Source organism: Sulfitobacter guttiformis (genome assembly GCF_003610455.1).
GTDB lineage: Bacteria > Pseudomonadota > Alphaproteobacteria > Rhodobacterales > Rhodobacteraceae > Sulfitobacter > Sulfitobacter guttiformis.
The window spans coordinates 44,966-62,728 of record NZ_RAQK01000002.1 but is presented as its reverse complement, the minus strand read 5'-3'; the positions used below and the strand labels follow the sequence as shown (position 1 = coordinate 62,728).

The window sequence follows — 17,763 nt, the reverse complement described above, 5'->3', positions numbered from 1 at the left end:
CTGATGCCCGACCCTAAGAGAGAACAAATACACTCGACATCGCCATCGCCCCGTCCGCCAGTGCAGGCGACAACATTGACCCGAACAGTGAACAAAACACACCCGCAACGACGGGGATGAGAAGGGCATTATACCCGAACGCCCAGAACAGGTTTTGACAAATATTGCGCATGGATCGCCTAATGATGTGCAGCGTGTTCACCACGCCCTCGAGATCGCCGGACATCAGCACCACATCTGCCGCCTCGATCGCAAAATTAGTACCGGTGTCGATCGCCACGCCAACATCCGCATGGGTCAATGCGGGCGCAGCGTTTATCGCGTCTCTGACACCGTCCAGTGAGATGCCTTCGCGGGCCATGAAGCGGTCGGCCCCAACGAGGACTTTGCGACCCTCAATGACGGCTCTGACCCCGTAGCCCTTGACGGAGTTGAACGCCTCGACGGGTGCAAGGGACAGCCCGTACTGTTCAGCGCGCCGCAGAACGGCCGTCGCAATCGGATGCTCTGATGTAGCCTCAACTGAGGCTACCAGCCGCAAAACATCGGCTTCCTCGAATCCGTCCGTCACTGTTAGATCAGTCAGTTCCAGACGGCCCTTTGTCAGCGTGCCGGTCTTGTCAAAAGCCACCGTTTGAACGCTGCTCAAAGACTGCAACGCATCGGCGCGCCGGAACAGCACGCCCAGTTCGGCCGCGCGCCCCGTACCCACCATGATCACATTGGCGCGGCAAAACCCATCGCGCGAGGACACATTATGATCAGTACGACAACAGCCGCGACCAGCGCAAAGCTGAGCGCGGGATTGCTGCCAACCAGCAGCCATGTCAGAAACGTCATTGTCGCCACGCCCATCACCGCAGGCACGAACCAAAGCGTGATGCAGTTCACGAGATCCTGAATGGGCAGCTTGGCCCCCTGCGCCTCTTCTACCATGCGGATGATCTGCGCCAGCACGGTATCGCGGCCCACGGCTGTCGCGCGGAAAACCAGCGCGCCGGTTCCGTTGACCGTGTCGCCCACCACGCCTGCCCCTTCGCCCGCGCCTCAAAAAACCGTCCTAGCAAAATGAGGGTGACGATGACCGACGCTACCTCGAAATAGACAACGCGTTTGCCAGCTGTCTAAAGCTGCGGCGCGAGCAATGCCACACTCGAAAATCCCTATGCCGCAGAGGATCCAAGAGCCACCAGCGAATTCACATCGGGCGCACCTTTGAGCAATGCGGGAAATTCTTTGAAATAGAAATTATGTTCGGGCCATGCCAGCACGATAGTGGTCAGCACAAAATGGATACGCCAGTTAAGCCCCATGCCCAGCGCATTCATGATCAAGTGATGCAGTGCGGGGACCATGTGACTGCCCATTTCGAGAATGAACACAGGCATCGTCAAAAGCGCCGTAACCAGCGTCATGGTTTTGAGAAGTGCCGCTGCTGCCGCCTTGCGCACGTGGGAACACCGGCTCCGCCCTGATCCGTGATTACACGCGCAGGATACCCCGCAGCGGTTGCCGCCTGCGCAATCGACACAGCCGAGATGCCAATTGCCTGAACGGTCGCTTCTTTCTGGGGCAGGTTTACAGATGCGGATACCACATGCGGAACGCCTGCAAGGGCGCGCTCAACACAGGACTCACAGGACATATTCTCAACGCAAAACAGGAAAGTTTACAGCTCCGCCTGATACCCTGCGGTATCAAGTGCTGTAGCGATCAAACCCATATCTAAATCGGCGACCACCACAGTGGCAGTCCCAGCGGCAAGGTTGACTGTCGCCTTCTGCACACCCGGGACAGCCAGAAGCGTCTTCTCGACACGACCTACGCAAGAGCCACAATTCATCTCGCGGACGGTAAAGGTGACTGAATTTTCGCTGCTCATAACAAGATTTCTGATCTGGTATCATCGATGACATAGGGCTTCCAGCAAATGGAAGATTAAGGGGCAATACCGATTGGGTGGCCTCATCCGTCATAGCCACAGTCCATGCTGGACTATCTCGTGCAGGGTCGAGAGGTACCACTCACGGCGCATGATGCCCGAAGCCTTCCTCCGTCTGTGGGGCGGGTTTCTGCTTGCCTAAATATCACGCTCCCGCACGGGCCAAGCCGATAGAATATAGGCCAGAATGTTCCAGATGTCCTCTACCGCAATCAGACCTTCATAGGCGGGCATGCCACTGTCGAAATCCTTTATGCCCAGTACCGCCAGCGTGCCTGCACAACCCATTTTTGTTTAGTCAAAGAGGAGGGCATTGTCGTGAGGCCACGCATGGCCGCTTGCACCATGGGGCGGAGCGGGAAGCACCCCGTCTTCATCCGGCGACTGCCAGTCAGGGTGACCTTCGGGGCTTACGCCGTGATATGCCGCACAGTGCTGCGCATATAGAACGCTCACCGCCGATATATCCCGGTTTTCCAGTCGTGATCCGACACAGCGCTGGTCGCCGAAACACGCAGGACTGACACGAGCCATTTCATGCGACAATGACCCATATGCGCATCCCGCCAACTGCGTGGCTGAGCATGTGACAGTGCAAAAGCCAACGCCCCGGGTTATCAAAGACGCAGATGGTATCGCGGCTCATCCCTGCATCCAAAAGCGTCGTATCGCGCAAATCGCCCAAGGCATCGTCCTCGCCTACCTCGTCGAAATGATGACCGTGCAAGTGGGTGCCATGCGGAAATGACGTATCGTTCACCATGGTAATCCGGACCGTCTCGCCCCGCTGGAATGCCGAGAGCGGTTCTTCTTGCAGGTCGGAGACATTGTTGAAGGCCCAGATGTTATCGCCGTTGTGCCTTCCACCCATCGCACCGCCCATCATCGTCAGCGTCAAATGCTGGCTTGGGGTGTCCGGTATCGGCAAATCAGGCGGTGACAGCGCTGCGACCTCACTTGGCATTCTTTTGGTATTTGTGCCCTCCGCTGCAAGGTCGGCCAAGCGATATAGTTCGCCACGGGTGACCATATCGAACCCGACCGCGGCGTCTACATCGACAATCAGATCGGCACGCTGCGCCGGTGCCAGAGTGATCCGCGTCAGGGGGCGCGGCACCGTCATGGCCATGCCGTCATAGGCCACGATTAATCCGTTCACACCGCTGACCTGCACAGGAAAGATACGGTTTGTCGCCGCATTGATCAGCTGCAGCCTCACGCGATCCCCGAGCCAGACCGTAGATCTGGACGAAAACCCGCGCGCGAAGTTGCCCATATATCCACCGTGGGCAACACTGTGCATATCGCTATAGTCTTCAACAAGGCTGCCATCTGCCTACATCCGCCAATCCGACAGAAGCACAGTAATATTGTGGTCGACATCCGGCGGCAGGTCATCCTCGACGATCAACGGCCCCATGATGCCGCGTGCCACCTGCTCATGTGAGATGGAATGCGAATGATACCAGAAGGTGCCGGAATCCGGCGGCACAAAACTGTAGGTCATGCGCGCACCGGGCTGAATTAATTCCTGCGTGAGCACCGGCACACCGTCCATCATGTTCTCAAGCCGGATACCGTGCCAGTGAACCGCAGTGCCCTCATCCAAACCGTTCTCGGCCTCCACCGCGACGCGCTATCCGCGCAGCACCCGCAATTCGGGTCCCGGCATCGACCCGTTGAACCCAAGTATGGCCGTTATGCCTTCACCATCGCGCAACACCTGTTCTGCCACGGCTTAGGCCCGCAAGCGCCAAGTATCCCCAGCGGCAAAGACGGTGCGCGAAAAGAATGCAAACGCGCCGGCGGAAGCCAGAAAATCTCTTCTGATCATCAGAACCTCATGTTGGTAAAGCGAGTGTCGATGTCAGAATTGCGGTGACAGTCATCACCGACAGGATCACCCCACATTCTACGGAAATGGACCGTGACAGATGGCTGGCGGCATGCGGATCACCCGCCCTGAGCGCAGGAATGAACCGTAACTTATTGGCAGCGCCCAATCCAAGTAAACCAGCAACCAAAGCGACCTTGAGGATCAATGCCTGCCCATATCCCGTGCCCCACAACGCAGCAACAGAGCCAACGAGCATGTAACTCAGATATACTCCTGCCAAAATCAGGGCGGGGATCACACCCCGGGCGACAAGACCGAAGCGATGCCCAAGGTCAGCGGCATCAGGCCAGTGTGCGGGCGAGCGGGCCAACCGTCTGAGTGGGATGAGTATGCCTATCCAGAATGCAACAGCGCCCAGATGGACCACCAGCGCACCGTCAAGCAGGGCCATATCGCGGGTGGATACGTGACTGACCAGCGGGAATGACCAAAGCGCAGCTAACCCGCCGATCCCGGATAGCCAAAGACCACTGCGCCCCAGAAACAAACCCGCAATTAACAGACCAAGTCCGAATACCCGGCACAAAAGTGCAGTGCCCACGGAGGTGCTCCAGAGCAGGCCGAGCATGTCAGGGTCGGTCATTCCACCTATGTCACCTGTCAGATTGGCTCCACCCAGGGAAAAAGCCAGAACCGACGCCGCGAGCCCCAGCACCGCAAATATCATTGCAGGCGGTTTGTAATGCTCCGACCTGAACACCAATGCCACGAGGATCGTGCCGACTGCCGTTAAGATGCCCAGATACAGCGCGACCTTTGTGATGATCGCTGCCTGCCCCCAGATATCCGGCATGGTTACTCTACAACAAAGTTGAACGAGCCCGTCATCGCATGGCCGTCAGCCCCCAAACCGCGCCAATCAATCACATAAGTTCCGCTTCCCATGGCCTGCATTGGGACGGTAAAATCTATCTCCATTCCCTTGTAGGCGCTCAGATCCAGATCGACCGCAGGTTGGTCCGCATGCGTCATGCTCACCCGTGTCAGGCGAATATCATGCAAGAAGTTCATGACAACTTCGGAGGGGGCCTCAGGCAAAACCGCCTCATGGGCCGGTGTCGTCTCATCCATCGCGGAATGAGCCACAGCGCCTGTCGCCCAAAAGGCAACCAAGCCAGCAAGTAAAATATTTTTCATTTTCTCGTCCTCATGGGCCATCAGTTGATTCCGTTGGCGCGTTGTAATTCCCGAATGTAGGTTGTGATCAGTGTGACATCGCCGCGTGTCAGCCCCTCAACTGCTGGCATGTCTCCAAACGGCCAGTGGTGCGCGCGCACTCCAAGTGCCACAGCGCGTTGGAAACTCTCGTCGGCGTGGTGGCTTGGCTCGTAAATGATGTGAACAAGCGGCGGTGCGATACCCTCCTGCCCTGCCGCATTTATCCCGTGACAAGACGCACAGTTCATCTCGAAAGCGCGTTTTCCGATCTGCGCATTCTGCGTGAAGGTATCCGGCAGGATAACATTGGCTATCGCACCACCGGGAACTGGCGTATCGGCAGTACTCTGACCATTTTGAACCTTGGCCGGCCACATAGCATACGCGAATCCGCCGATGACTATGACTATGACTATGACAGCCAATAGAATAATTGCTCGACGCATCAACACCTCAGTTTTCTGTTTATTTTTAACTGCGGTAACCGTTCCAGCAGGGGGAAGGTCAAGCAGAAATTCGCGAGAGTTTTGCGGAGAGACGAAACAATACCGACTGATCTACGCGTTCTCGGAATCAGTTATGTTTCAGTTTAGGGCATGTTGGCCCCAGACTTGTGCCAGAGGCCAACATTTCGTCACGGGCGCACGATTTCGGTGTAATCACCGCTCAGTTGCAGCACGACCTTCAGGTCGGTCTTGTCACGGTTGCGCCAGAACCAGCCGTGATCGCCGGTGAAGGGCGCTGTGATGGTGCCTTGTCCGTCTGTCTGACCACGTCCCACCTCATAGCTGACTTCATTGCCCTCCGCATGAGCGTGAAGGTCGAAGTTGACCCTTCCGCCTGTCGCAACCCAAGCGTAGGTAAGCGATGCGTCTTCCTCCATTGTTGCCTTTATCTCGGTGGATTCCCCGGGAGCGAGCGTGAATGTGATCTCGTCGCGCCATGCTTCTTGAGCATGGGCCGAGCTGACGAACAGGCCAAAGAGATCGTTGATCAATGACGATGACTCACCGCCGCCATGCAGCGCCTCATCTGCTGCAGCCTCTGCCGCAAGCTGTTGCTTGATCTCGCCCATTTCCGTCAGGCCAAGGATGCTGCCCACGCCTGTTGGGTCGGTGCCGTACTCGGCAGGCAAGTAAACCATGACGCCGATTGCCACAGCACCGATGGCAGCAATGAACGAATACCGGCGCAATGTTACGGGTGTGGGAAGATCATCGAGGTTGGGTTTGGGTGCGTTGTACATTGAATTATCCAATCTTTATGTGCTGGCGATATATCCGGCGATCTGCTGGTAGGTCAGCAAGACACCAAGAAACACCATAATGATGTTGGCGATTAAGGCTTGGCGCATGAAATTCGGGTTGCGGCGCCAGTATCCCATGACGATGAGGATCACGAAAAGCGCCAGAAGTTGCCCCACCTCAACACCTACGTTGAAGGCCAGAAGATTGGCCAGAAGACCGTCCTCGGACAGGCGGTAATCGAGGATTTTTGATGCGAGGCCAGTGCCATGGAACAGGCCGAAGAGCAGGGTTGCGGCCTTGGTGTTCGGCTGGAACCCGAGCCATTTCTGAAACATGCCAAGGTTGTCGAACGCCTTATAAACAACCGACAGGCCGATGATGGCGTCAATGATGTAGGCGTTGATGCCCCAGCCAAACCAGACACCCGCAATCATGGTGACGGAGTGTCCGACGGCAAAGATGCTGACATAAATTGCCACGTCTTTCATGTGGTAGAGGAAGAAAACAACGCCGAGCAGGAACAGGATATGGTCGTATCCGGTGATCATGTGCTTTGCGCCCAGATAGATGAACGAGATTATATGAACCCCGAAAATCTCCTGAATATATCCGGCATCGCCGGGCGTCACGGCATGAGCATAGGCTGAGGTGGCAAAGGCTGTCAGCATCAGCAAGAGTGTTGTAAAAAGGATCAAGGACTGTCGCAAACCATGCGACGGGTCCCCTGACCGATGTGATCGGTTGGGTATCATGTGGATGTTCCGTTTATTGAGTTTAATGGAGGACAGCGCCGGATAGGCGCGACATCACACTCGTGGCGGTCGATCTAAATCGTGAGCGCTGCGGTCGGACGCTGCAATTTCAATCAGAGACCAATTGGTTCTTGAAGGTGCCGCGAACCCCAAGCCGCGTCTGGGGGATAGATAGGCGGTGCTGTGATCGTGGTCGGTCATCTCGTGTGCATGACCTTGGAAGATGTGCAGGATATCCGCGATATCATCATGGGAATGGCCATGGTCTTCGATCTTGGCCTGATGCTCGGCCAGGAGTTCTGCGATCTCGGCAAATTCATGCAACTCGTTCTGTGCATTGGACGACAGAATGATTCCCACCGCCAAAGCGATGGTCAATGCAAAGCGCAGCAATGAGTTCACCTGTCGTTTCATGTGCCCGTTTCTGCTGGTCTCGGCCCGCTTGCTCTATCCCCCTATTGGGGGAGACGCCTTGTTTATGACAAACCACGCGCCTCATGCAACCCAGCCCGATATCATCATGCGGCTGAAACGTGCCAATGGCCACCCTCTCAGCGTGATCGAGATGATCGAGGCGGAGCGCCCATACATCGACATCGCGCAGCAACTCCATGCTGTCGAGAAGGCCATCACGCAGGCCAAACACACCCTGTTTCAGGATCATATCGACCATTACCTTAATGCAGCCATGGCCGGTGCGGGCAGCGATGGAGCGACTGCAACCGCAGAGTTCAAGGCAATCACCAAGTATCCCATGAGGAAAGCCCATGCTCTCTGTCCTTGCTGATCGCCGCTACCGGCACCTGTTCCTTGCACAGATCGTAGCCCTGCTTGGGACAGGTCTTCCAACAATCGCGCTTGGGCTTTTCGCCTATCAGGCGAACGCGCCGGGCTGGTGCTGGGCACGATTTTCACGATCTAAATGGTGGCGTATGTCGGAATTGCGCCCATCGCTGGGGCCTTCGCCAACCGGTGGCCGCGCCGCGCGATGCTGGTCAGCCTCGATTTTGTCCGCGCCACCATGGCACTATGCCTACCATTTGCAGCCGTGGTTTGACTGGCCGACGTCCTGATCTTTGTGCTTCAGTCTGACTCTGCCGCATTCACGCCAACGTTTCAGGCAACTATCCCCGACATCCTACCCCAGGAAGACCGGTATACTCGGGCTCTGTCGCTCTCACGGCTGGCCTACGACCTTGAGAAAATCACTAGCCAGTGCTGGCCGCAATCCTGCTGACCTTCTTGAGCTATCATGCGTGTTCTTCGGAACCGTGATCGGATTCGTTGGCTCGGCTTTTCTCGTCATAGCGGTCCTGCTGTCTAGCCCGCCACCAACCGCGCATCGGGGCATCTATGATCGCACCATGCGCGGGATATGGATATACCTCGCCACACCGCGTCTGCGAGGGCTTTTGTCGCTCAACCTCGCCGCAGCTGCAGCGGGTGCGATGGTGTCGGTTAACACAGTCTTTCTGGTGCGCTCCGATCTGGGCCTTGGCGATGCGCATGTGGCCATCGCCCTTGGTGCTTTCGGTGGCGGGTCAATGCTGGCCGCCCTTTTGCTCCGCCGACTTCTGGACAACTACTATCTGCCCGGCGACCTTGAGCGTCAGATCGGCGCATTCGTCGAGTATGACAACAACCAGCGTTACCACGAGAGCCTGAACAACGGCACACCCGCCGACTTCTACGTCGGGCGCGACAAAGCCATTCTCAGAGAAAGGTAAAAGATCAAAAAAACATACAATCCAACAACGCCGCTTGCAACATCAAAAACAAGCAGCATAATCAATCACACATACGATCCAGAGCCTCTAATGCTCAAACCGCTCTGATGTCCCATTTTATATGACAACGGTCAACACTAGGTCCAAATGGCAAATGAGATATGTTAGCGGCGATAGTAAGTTGGGCAAAGCACCGCCGTAGTTTCAACAGTATTCGGGCTACCAGTCTAAAGCAATAATTTACGATAAATTTCAAGATAGGCCGTGCCGTCGATCTTAGTTTAAAGGATGCTATTTCGTGGCACCATTCTCAGATTCCATTTACTTGAAGCAGAACCTCGGCGATAACATCTGGGGTTCTGAACTGCCCCCCGAAACTTCCCTCAGTTTAATGTAGAATTTGCTCAACCTTTGAAGGAGCAAACAAATGCGACAGAGCCGTTTTACTGAAGCCCAAATTATCGGAATGATCAAAGAACAAGAAGCTGGGATGCCGACAGCTGAGGTGTGCCGCAGGCATGGCCTCAGCCCTGCGTCGTTCTACAAGTTCAAAGCCAAGTATGGCGGCATGAACGTTTCTGATACCCACCGCCTTAAATCGCTGGAAGATGAGAACGCTAAGCTGAAGCGCCTGCTGGCCGACACGATGCTCGATAATGTTGTGTTGAAAGATTTGCTGGGAAAGAGTTGACGACACCGAATGTGCGACAGGCTGCAGCACGCAAGGCAATGCGGGATCACGACATCTCGCAACGTCGGGCGTGTAGGCTTGTCGGTGTCGATCCCAAGACTGTCCGGCGTGATCGGCCGCCGGATAATCCAGAAGTTCGCGAAGAGATGAAAGCGATTGCCAGCAAGCGGCGTCGGTTCGGTTATCGCCGGATCGGCGTGCTTCTGGAACGCAAAGGAATGATCATGAACCACAAAAAGCTGTATCGGCTTTATACTGACGAAAAGCTGGGCGTCAGGCGGCGAAGGGGTCGCAAGCGCGCACGTGGGTCACGAACGCCCATACCGGTGCCCTTGCGGCCAGGTGAACGTTGGTCGCTGGATTTTGTGTCTGATACATTTGGTGCGTCACGCAAGTTCCGCATGCTTGCTGTAAACGACGATTGTTGCCGCGAGAACCTCTGCTTGGTGGCTGACACCAGCATCTCGGGCGCTCGAGTCGCGCGGGAACTTGACGCGCTTGTCCGTATTTGTGGAAAGCGTGCCTGCATTGTCAGTGATAACGGCACGGAGTTTACCAGTCGTGCGATCCTAAAATGGGCCGGTGATAACGACGTTGATTGGCATTACATCGACCCCGGCAAACCCCAGCAGAATGGCTTCATAGAAAGCTTCAATGGCAGTCTGCGCGACGAGCTGTTGAATGAGGAAATCTTCGATACGTTGGATGACGCCCGTCGTAAGCTGGCACTCTGGCGATACGATTACAACAACGTCAGGCCGCACTCATCGCTTGGGAACCAAACACCGGCAGAAGCGCGTCGAGCGCTTGAGCAATTTGAGGGCTCCGCGCACGACGCGCTTGCCCAAACTGACGACGAAGAATATGAGACTCAAGCCCGCAAACTCTCGTTATGAATGAGGGAGCCTCGGGGGGCAGGTCAGTTCGCCTAAAAACTGTCGGTAGCGCTCTTTGCTTTTTCGGATGTGTTGTATCGCTAGCCAAACACGATTAGCGCGCTGCCAGTCGGTGTGGCCGTCGCCCCGAAAAATCAGTAGAATAAACCCACTCTTTACATCATAACTATTGCACATGGCATGGATAAGATGGGTTAATAAGTCTCGTCAAGTTGTAGAGAAGCCATATCTAAACGGTCGTCGAGTTCATAGCGAAATTGGCGCTCAAAGTCTCACATTGTATCGCTAGTTGTTGATAGGCTAAATTTTGACTGGCTAGCGAATGCGGTGGTGTCTGCGAATTCCTGCAAGAGTAGAACTCAGTCAAATAAATTACATATATATGTAATAGAACGTGCCAAAACTCTGTGGTTAAAAGTGATATTTTAGTACTTCTTATCATATTTTTGATGGTCAGTCCTTCGGTGAAAAATTATTTAGAAGTTTGAAACCAAGGGATACATCCCGCAGGCTTGTCAATTTCTTTGTCATTGCAACTCACCTTGTGGGGTACAGATCGCTGCAGAATCGCGGCTTTCTGCATATTGTAGCTATAGGCTGTGAGCAACTCACGACACCAAAGGTGGAGGGCGGTCATTCGCTGCGTATGCCAGATCACTATCCTTGGGAGAATAAAGCGGACGCCCAAATCAGTCAGGGATAGACGCTTAGTATTTCAGGGCGCACCTTAACTTTTCAAAGAAAAAGTTTTTAAGGAACAGCCCCTTACCATCCATTGAGGTCAGAACACTGCGCATCGCAACCGATCTTTCCAAACAAAGAATGTGAACTTCGCTTGCCTGATCGTCGACCGGCAGAGCAGCCGAATGCCACCATCAGACTTCGCTCTGCACCCACGGTAGATTGCAACGCTCTTGACTGTTGGGCGGCGTTGGATCGGTCTGGTATATGTCCGTCAAAACGTGAAGTAATCCACAGATACAGGCCATTGCGTAGTTTTGAAGCGGTGGATACACCATTTTCGAATCTGCCGATTGGTTCAACAATCGCTGCGTGGCGGAGCCCATGAGGAATATTCCGTCAACTGAAGCCAAGTCAAACTTGGATGAAGTCCTTAAAAATCGGGCGTAGCGGCGTAAGCGAAACAGAAAAGCCTCAGTTAAACATCAGACTGTTCAGTATCTTTTTAATGCAGCATAGGTATAGTGTTTGCGATGCTGCACCAAATACACCCCGCTCTACTCACCGATTTTTCAGTTCAGATATTTAAATACCCCATTTAAGGATATGCTGCTTTGACAGTTCTTTCTTCCATTGCAAAGTTTACGCGCGGCACATTTGTACCACTGTTGAATATGGATGCCCGCTTCACAAGCCTTTCGCTGGCCTATCTGCGCAATGACCCCGTCCAATTAGCAAGCTATGAACGCGTTCAGCTATTTGAGGATTGGGCAATGGAAAACAGCTGTGCTTTGTCAATCCAAGATGTCCAGCTTGTCGCGACGCTTCGGAATAATGAAGGCTTTGTCGCTGTGCAATGTCGGCTACACGATCCGGCCCACAGAATAAACCAAACGGATATCAGTAGTTTTTTATCAGCGTCAGAGACGTATCCGTTTAAAGGTCTACTGATGATGACGTTGACGGATCTGCCATGGCACGAAGGTGCGAAGAATGCGTTAGGGGACGTATCTGTACCCACAATATGTCTGGGTCGGAGTGACTTGGAGAACAGCGCGATCAACTGGGCCTATTTTGCGAGATCTGGCGAGGTAGCCTTGATTGGAGAGGATCCGCCTAAAGGCGATGTCACGAACTCTATCCACACGACTTTCGTCGATACTCTGGCCAAGTTTCAAACAAGGAGGCACGGCCTCCGGGTGCTTGTATCCAAGACGAAAATTGGCCGAAACCTTTCAACAAAAACTGTTGATCCTACCGTGCCGAAAATTTCCACGTCCAGCGTCGAGCGCGGCCCATTCAATCTGTCCGCAACAAAGGTCTATGCCGATCTCGATATTTTGTTCAGTTTAACGTGGGCGGGCAGCCAAAGTTATGCCTATAGCAAGCTCTACTACCGGATGGCGCATCAAGAATTCAGTGAGGACCGGACGGTTTGCTTCAAGCCCAAGCGACGCAATCACATTGAGACACTGAGGCTTGCACTGCCTGAATTTCCGCCTGATGCCACTGTATTTTTCCGCATTGACGCATCAGCGCACGGCGTCGGGACAATTTTCGTGAACCGGTTCGACGTGGCACCGCAACAAGCAGATACTGGGCCAACTATACTGGCCGATTACAACGCTGCAAAAGAGCAGACCCGCGCGATGGTAATACAAAGCGAGGGAGGGCAAAAAGCAGCTTTGTCCCACTATCCCGAATCCCTGTCCATCGAGCTGACAGCTGGCTGCAATTTGACGTGTAGCCACTGCAGTTCGCACGGAACAGCGGAAGTCCACGACTTCCACAACCGTCTTCAACGGTTTACCCCCGAAGGTTTCGCCTTGATGGCGGATGAGGTGTTTCCGTATCTCACCTCTATCTGCCTTGTTGGACGGGGAGAGCCGACATTCGTATCTCACCAACTTTGGGAGTGCGTTTTTGAGAAAGCGAAACAATACAATGTCCTTGTATCAATTGTCACGAATGGTCTTTTACTGACAAAAAGATTGCGGGCCGAACATATGCCGTGGGTCGATACGATAATGTTTTCGATTGACGGCTATCTGTCGGAAACAATGGCCGCCAACCGCGGGAATGTATCGTTGGTTACCGTGGTCGAGGCGTTGCGCCATTACGACAGACTGCGCCGCTCTACCGAACTTGCACGCCGCCCAAAGCTTTCGGTATCCTTCACCCTGAAGCGCAACAACATTGCCGAATTTGCATCATTTATCGAAGCCGTTGCACAGTTCAAACCTGATCTGGTTTACTCCCGCCATCTGTTGATCTTTTTTGAAAAACAAGCGACCGAGACCCTTTTAACCAGTCCTGAAATAGCCAACCATTATCTGGCGCAGGCCTATAGAGCGATGGCCAAACATAATATCCCCGGAGACTGCCCCCCGATCGTCGCCGAAGCCGCAGATAGGGTCCCTGACCCCGATGTGATCAAGGCGATGAATTACGCCTTCACTTCCCAGCGCGCTCAAAGCGCACCGATTTGGGAGGAGCAGCAGGATTCTCTGGTGCCATGCCTGTCGGATGGGGTATCAGATCCTATCGGCGATGCTTTGATGCAATCGGCGCTGATGACGCGCGCGCCGCTGAATCTCAGCCAGCTTGCTGCGACAATCGATATCAAGCCTGACCAACCGCAGCCGGATGCCCTCCCCCCTGATCGCTGTATTTATTTTCATAGAACAGGCGTGTTGATGGCCGATCAAAGCGTCGTCACCTGCGCGCGGCCCTATGCGGCTACGGTGGGCCGTGTCGGCGAGGGTCAGAGCTTTGCGCAGGTGTGGAACTCCAAAGACATGGTACAGTGCCGCGGCGATTTCGGCACAGATAACGAATGGTCGCAGTGTAAGGAGTGTTGGTACCGTGAATCACGATATGCTGGTCAACGGGACTCGCGAAGTGAGCAGCAGGCCTATGAGATGGACACCGCAGAATCTTCCTATGATCTGCGGTCATGGGATTTTCGCGACGAATTGGACAACGAGGTCAGAGACGTGTCAGCAGCCCGCAAGCCCGGAGCACGATAGATAGTCAGCCGCCGTCCTGCATCCCTTGCCAGTTGCGCCAGGGCGTATCCAAAGCATCACGACCGCCACGATGAATAGCTGTCTTATGTGCCAGACGGAAATACAGCTTGTCGGCGAAACCCGCGCCCTTGTTCTCCGCCACGCCGTGCGGAATCAAGGAATGTGTTAAAATGACATCCCCAGGCGCGACGAGCAACTGTTGAGGCGTTCCCCACGGCACCTGAGAAGCTATGCCCTTGCTGATTGCTTCCAGCGGGTCGCGCAGGGTGGGCGATTGACGAAACGTGTTGCAAATCTCGGTATGCCAGCCTGGTGAAACAAATAGATTGCCACGGTCTTCTCGCAGAGCGGGAGTTAAGGGAAAGCCGACCAACAGTTGGAACCCCGGAAACTGGTCCTCTGTCTTCAGTCTGAGGTGCTTGTTTACCCAATCAATGTGCCAGGTGGGCTTCCACGCAGGTCCTGACGGTGCCCATCCGATCAGTTGGGCCTCAACTTCGTGTACGTTGTCTGGCCCTAAAAGCGCGCCTCCCAGATCGTGAGCGAGTTTCCGCAATGGCGCAATCTCTTCCCCTTCTGTGACGTCCATAGCCTGACGTGCCCGCGCAATATCACCGCGTGTTTTGTCATCAGCGCCCTGCATAATAACCGTGTTCCGCCAGATGTTATATTGCCGTAAAACTGCAATGACCGCCCGTTTCGGTGCAAAATCTTTGAGCAGTAAAACGCCATCTTTGCGAAACGCCTCGCGTTGTCCAGCGTCGAGTTGAGCCGCATTTCTCATGGCATTTGCTTTCGTTTTGCGCACACAGCGTTCCAGATTTTGTAGTCATGCTCTGAGTACGAATACAGTAGGTTTATAACCGCTTCTGACGCACCTCGCGCGCGCAACCTATCCAACCGGTCGGCTGGCAAGCTAGAGATGTTTTTATTGGCGTAATACGCGCCTTTCAGCGGCGTTTTTGAAATGTCAGCTATATCTTGCTGGATTAAGTGCAATTCGTCCAACGTATACACCCTATCCAAAGCGTCAATATTGGATAGGGCCGCATCGACCAGATGATGAATGTCATGCATGCCGCGTTGCATTAGATTGTTAAGCTTGCGACGGCCATCCATCCGTCTTGTGCCAAAATAGTAGGTGTAAAAGTTATCGTAAGTATCGGCGATAAACGCACGCAGATGCGGGGGGCCTTCAAAGAAATATTCATCAGGGCTCATTGAATGAACGGCATTGAGGCCCTGATGGTGGGAAAGGCTCAGATCTTGTTTGCTCATCTTCTCGGCCTTGTCCGCGACATAAAAATAATAGGACAAAATGCGGTCCAGCGGATCACGCAAGACGGTGAATACCATCTTTGGACCTGACACGGCATCAAGTGTTGACCAGTCGCCGTGCGGCGCATGCACGCGATATTCGTTAAGCTGCGCCATTGAATAGGTGCATAGTTCCTCGGTTGAGCGTGCAGGACAAATAGCCGCTTCACCAAAGGCATCGTGCAACATCTGGCGCACCGACTGCCCGCCTGTCTTTGGCACATGAAGAAAAACCAGTTTTTTATTGCTGGGTTTACTGCCAAGTTTAAAAAGGCTTTTCATTTAAATAAACTATACTTCCGAGCAAACATCCTGTCGCATTGCATACGGGATGCGTGCAACGCTACAAGCCTAACAAGTCGCTTTCGTGCATGTTTGTTATCACTATCGCCGCAGTCTGTCCGCAGCAAATACGCAGAACCGCCGGTATGTTAATCAGACGCGATTGCTCGTGGCATGCATTCCGACCAACCTTACTTAGGTCCCCTTCGCGGTAAGGGCAACGAACCTGTATATCTGACTTAGCACGCCGCTAATTTGGTGGCCCCCTAAATCCCCACTGGGAAGATCGAGGTTTTCGTCGGAAAAGTCGACCTGTGGGCTCAAGTGAGTGGCAACTTGCCGCTCCGAGTGTTCGGAGAGCAGGAATGCTCCGAGGAAGCCTCGGCTGAGGTATCGTTGCCGGGGCACAACTGCTTTAATTAAATTTTTATATTACAGGAGCATAGTATCTGCGCACCCTGCAATGCGAATGCTATAGCGTCATAAAAGGTACCGCGACCAAGGTCCGGTTGGGGCTGGACGCAGATAGCAGCCCTCGCATCAAAATCCACTGGCAGAACGCGCGTTCGTTTAACGACTGCAAGTTTAAGGCACATTTTTCCTTTAGAATTCCTGCACAGGATCAGCGGGGGATTTCAATGGCGGTTACTGTAGTAATCCTTGCCGTTAGAGCTAACATTTGCAGTAAGTTCGCTATTCAATTCTTTGCCCTTGCCACTCAGCAGAGGCAACCGCCTATGGTTCGGTTTCTTAGTGCAGGCTTTGCACACGCTGCGTGACGGCTTACACAGCGACGCCGCAAACAGCAATTTTATCGAAGTTTTGCGTGAGCCATCGATTTGGTGCGCTTCTCCCCAGCGCCCATTTTATACTGAATGCCTGCTACGGGCGATGAGTGAGGTAAGAAATCCGCGACAGGTTCTTAACGTCATAAATAAGGCATGCCGGAAGATATCAATCAACAAATTTATTATAGAAGATCTTGGTATAATACTATTTCTCAAACACTGTTTGATGCAGAAGAAAGATCGCAGCTAAAGAATTTATACCGAAAAATTTCGGGTTTTCCACCTACGGGGCCTGCCCCGCCGAGACACCTACACGCTATACGCGGCTAAGTTCTCCAACCCGTCAATCGGCTCACTCAATTTGTTCATCTACGACGCAAGTCTTCAAACGTGTGACAACGATCGTGATCTATTCGTTGAAGTCATTGGCGCAGACGAAGCGCTACTTGCCGAAGACGGGTCGGTCCTAAACATTCCCGTTCAGAACCCGCCGGCGGCAGTATTGCTTGAAGCGGTGGAAGCTATCGCGGCACTTTTCGAACGGTCCGGTCATCGGCTGATGGCATTAGAACGCAGCCACTGGCAACTCAAAATAGGGGTAGCTGACTTGCGAAGGTGATGCCGTACCCTTTTCAAATTTTGGATAAATGTCAGCTTCTGCTGACATGGTATTGCTTACTTGGAAATGCAGCGAATGTCGGCAATCCTCCCGACATCTCGATCGACAAGAGCGGCACATTGCGGACCTTCTCCACTGGGACCGATCGCTGCGGTCCGACCCGTGATTGCAGCCGTTCGTCCATCTTGCAGCATTGTGTTGGCTCAAACGTCGGTCAGCGTACAAAGTAAGCTTTCGCTGCGGCTGCACGAATGACTGGTTTCAGATGGCTTGAAGACCGTGATATTGTATTTTCCTGTTGGTGCAAATTCCGTTGGCGAGTTGGACCGCGCGCATAAGGGAGATGATCGGCTCTACTGCTTCGGAGGTGAGGCGGGTCACCGCGGGCGTATCGCCAAACGACCAATGGAGTGCCCGCACGCCTTACGGTACGGTGAGCTGAAACGACATGTCCGTTGTTGGCTGGGGTCATAGTTCTTGTAAATCAACGGTGGCCCAATTCCTTCGCGTCCAGCACCGTTGCACCATGAAAGCCGGCACAATTTTCAGTGAAGGCCGCCGCGCCTGACTGCTACAGTGGATTGAGCCTGTCCGGCAGGCTAACCGCCACCATCGGCGCGCCTGCTGTGGTGCTGTTGCTATCGGACGGGCGCAGAAACACCCACCGTCCACCTGTGACCACAACGCCAATCATGAGCGCTATTATAAATGTAAGCAAGTCCTTGCCACTATGCCAT

At 53.9% G+C, this 17,763-nt stretch carries 14 protein-coding genes and 3 pseudogenes; 5 read left to right on the top strand and 12 right to left on the bottom strand.

Annotated elements, in window-relative coordinates; genetic code table 11:
* Positions 1-13: 13 nt before the first annotated feature.
* The 10 genes and pseudogenes from C8N30_RS19965 to C8N30_RS12805 all read right to left on the bottom strand — a co-directional run bounded on the left by C8N30_RS19965 (position 14) and on the right by C8N30_RS12805 (position 7,389).
* A pseudogene (locus C8N30_RS19965) lies at positions 14-1,882 on the bottom strand (heavy metal translocating P-type ATPase).
* A gap of 354 nt (positions 1,883-2,236) precedes the next feature.
* On the bottom strand, positions 2,237-2,398 hold the full coding sequence (locus C8N30_RS19685; RefSeq protein ID WP_232222817.1) for a hypothetical protein: 162 nt from the start codon (positions 2,396-2,398) through the stop codon (positions 2,237-2,239).
* Positions 2,399-2,477: 79 nt separating this feature from the next.
* Positions 2,478-3,245: a multicopper oxidase family protein gene (locus tag C8N30_RS19680; RefSeq protein WP_232222818.1), complete on the bottom strand. Its 768-nt coding sequence runs from the start codon at positions 3,243-3,245 to the stop codon at positions 2,478-2,480.
* 33 nt (positions 3,246-3,278) lie between these two features.
* Positions 3,279-3,569 carry a multicopper oxidase domain-containing protein gene (locus C8N30_RS19675; protein WP_232222819.1) on the bottom strand — a complete coding sequence of 97 codons (291 nt, stop codon included), beginning with the start codon at positions 3,567-3,569 and terminating at the stop codon, positions 3,279-3,281.
* 214 nt (positions 3,570-3,783) lie between these two features.
* Positions 3,784-4,632: a copper resistance D family protein gene (locus C8N30_RS12830; RefSeq protein WP_025062382.1), complete on the bottom strand. Its 849-nt coding sequence runs from the start codon at positions 4,630-4,632 to the stop codon at positions 3,784-3,786.
* A gap of 2 nt (positions 4,633-4,634) precedes the next feature.
* Positions 4,635-4,976, bottom strand: a complete 342-nt coding sequence (locus tag C8N30_RS12825; RefSeq protein ID WP_025062383.1) for a copper resistance CopC family protein — start codon at positions 4,974-4,976, stop codon at positions 4,635-4,637.
* Positions 4,977-4,996: 20 nt separating this feature from the next.
* On the bottom strand, positions 4,997-5,443 hold the full coding sequence (locus C8N30_RS12820; RefSeq protein WP_025062384.1) for a c-type cytochrome: 447 nt from the start codon (positions 5,441-5,443) through the stop codon (positions 4,997-4,999).
* Between the two features lie 188 nt (positions 5,444-5,631).
* Positions 5,632-6,243, bottom strand: coding sequence for a hypothetical protein (locus C8N30_RS12815; protein ID WP_025062385.1), 612 nt, complete (start codon positions 6,241-6,243; stop codon positions 5,632-5,634).
* Positions 6,244-6,258: 15 nt separating this feature from the next.
* Complete coding sequence (locus C8N30_RS12810; RefSeq protein WP_120222897.1) at positions 6,259-6,912, bottom strand: HupE/UreJ family protein; 654 nt, start codon at positions 6,910-6,912, stop codon at positions 6,259-6,261.
* A gap of 138 nt (positions 6,913-7,050) precedes the next feature.
* A complete protein-coding gene (locus C8N30_RS12805; RefSeq protein WP_147419704.1) occupies positions 7,051-7,389 on the bottom strand; it encodes a hypothetical protein in 339 nt (112 codons plus the stop codon).
* Between the two features lie 85 nt (positions 7,390-7,474).
* Here C8N30_RS12805 and C8N30_RS12800 point away from each other — a divergent pair, with 85 nt between their 5' ends.
* The 5 genes and pseudogenes from C8N30_RS12800 to C8N30_RS12785 all read left to right on the top strand — a co-directional run bounded on the left by C8N30_RS12800 (position 7,475) and on the right by C8N30_RS12785 (position 14,020).
* Positions 7,475-7,783 (top strand): metal-sensing transcriptional repressor, encoded by a 309-nt coding sequence (locus tag C8N30_RS12800; protein WP_025062388.1) that lies wholly within the window; start codon positions 7,475-7,477, stop codon positions 7,781-7,783.
* Positions 7,764-8,576, top strand: a pseudogene (locus C8N30_RS19825) (MFS transporter); the annotation flags it as partial. The gene C8N30_RS12800 and the pseudogene C8N30_RS19825, both read left to right, overlap by 20 nt.
* Positions 8,562-8,784: pseudogene (locus C8N30_RS19665) on the top strand (IS3 family transposase); the annotation flags it as partial. The pseudogenes C8N30_RS19825 and C8N30_RS19665, both read left to right, overlap by 15 nt.
* A 366-nt stretch (positions 8,785-9,150) precedes the next feature.
* Positions 9,151-10,310, top strand: a protein-coding gene (locus tag C8N30_RS12790) for an IS3 family transposase (RefSeq protein WP_120222877.1) whose coding sequence is annotated in 2 segments (ribosomal slippage) — positions 9,151-9,400 and positions 9,400-10,310 — 1,161 coding nt in all. Because the reading frame shifts where the segments join, the coding sequence is not laid out codon by codon here.
* Between the two features lie 1,355 nt (positions 10,311-11,665).
* On the top strand, positions 11,666-14,020 hold the full coding sequence (locus tag C8N30_RS12785; RefSeq protein ID WP_269667574.1) for a radical SAM protein: 2,355 nt from the start codon (positions 11,666-11,668) through the stop codon (positions 14,018-14,020).
* Positions 14,021-14,024: 4 nt separating this feature from the next.
* Here the strand turns inward: C8N30_RS12785 and C8N30_RS12780 are convergent, their stop codons facing one another.
* A complete protein-coding gene (locus C8N30_RS12780) occupies positions 14,025-14,804 on the bottom strand; it encodes a phytanoyl-CoA dioxygenase family protein (RefSeq protein WP_025062394.1) in 780 nt (259 codons plus the stop codon).
* Complete coding sequence (locus C8N30_RS12775; protein WP_025062395.1) at positions 14,801-15,619, bottom strand: sulfotransferase family 2 domain-containing protein; 819 nt, start codon at positions 15,617-15,619, stop codon at positions 14,801-14,803. The genes C8N30_RS12780 and C8N30_RS12775 overlap by 4 nt, the downstream gene beginning before the upstream one ends.
* Between the last annotated feature and the right edge of the window lie 2,144 nt (positions 15,620-17,763).

What these genes read in the sequence shown, in the direction of transcription:
- C8N30_RS19680 (WP_232222818.1), bottom strand. Translation starts at nt 3,245, where the DNA reads ATGCACAGTGTTGCCCACGGTGGATATATGGGCAACTTCGCGCGCGGG.
- C8N30_RS12830 (WP_025062382.1), bottom strand. Translation starts at nt 4,632, where the DNA reads ATGCCGGATATCTGGGGGCAGGCAGCGATCATCACAAAGGTCGCGCTG.
- C8N30_RS12825 (WP_025062383.1), bottom strand. Translation starts at nt 4,976, where the DNA reads ATGAAAAATATTTTACTTGCTGGCTTGGTTGCCTTTTGGGCGACAGGC.
- C8N30_RS12820 (WP_025062384.1), bottom strand. Translation starts at nt 5,443, where the DNA reads ATGCGTCGAGCAATTATTCTATTGGCTGTCATAGTCATAGTCATAGTC.
- C8N30_RS12815 (WP_025062385.1), bottom strand. Translation starts at nt 6,243, where the DNA reads ATGTACAACGCACCCAAACCCAACCTCGATGATCTTCCCACACCCGTA.
- C8N30_RS12810 (WP_120222897.1), bottom strand. Translation starts at nt 6,912, where the DNA reads ATGCTGACAGCCTTTGCCACCTCAGCCTATGCTCATGCCGTGACGCCC.
- C8N30_RS12800 (WP_025062388.1), top strand. Translation starts at nt 7,475, where the DNA reads ATGACAAACCACGCGCCTCATGCAACCCAGCCCGATATCATCATGCGG.
- C8N30_RS12785 (WP_269667574.1), top strand. Translation starts at nt 11,666, where the DNA reads ATGGATGCCCGCTTCACAAGCCTTTCGCTGGCCTATCTGCGCAATGAC.
- C8N30_RS12780 (WP_025062394.1), bottom strand. Translation starts at nt 14,804, where the DNA reads ATGAGAAATGCGGCTCAACTCGACGCTGGACAACGCGAGGCGTTTCGC.
- C8N30_RS12775 (WP_025062395.1), bottom strand. Translation starts at nt 15,619, where the DNA reads ATGAAAAGCCTTTTTAAACTTGGCAGTAAACCCAGCAATAAAAAACTG.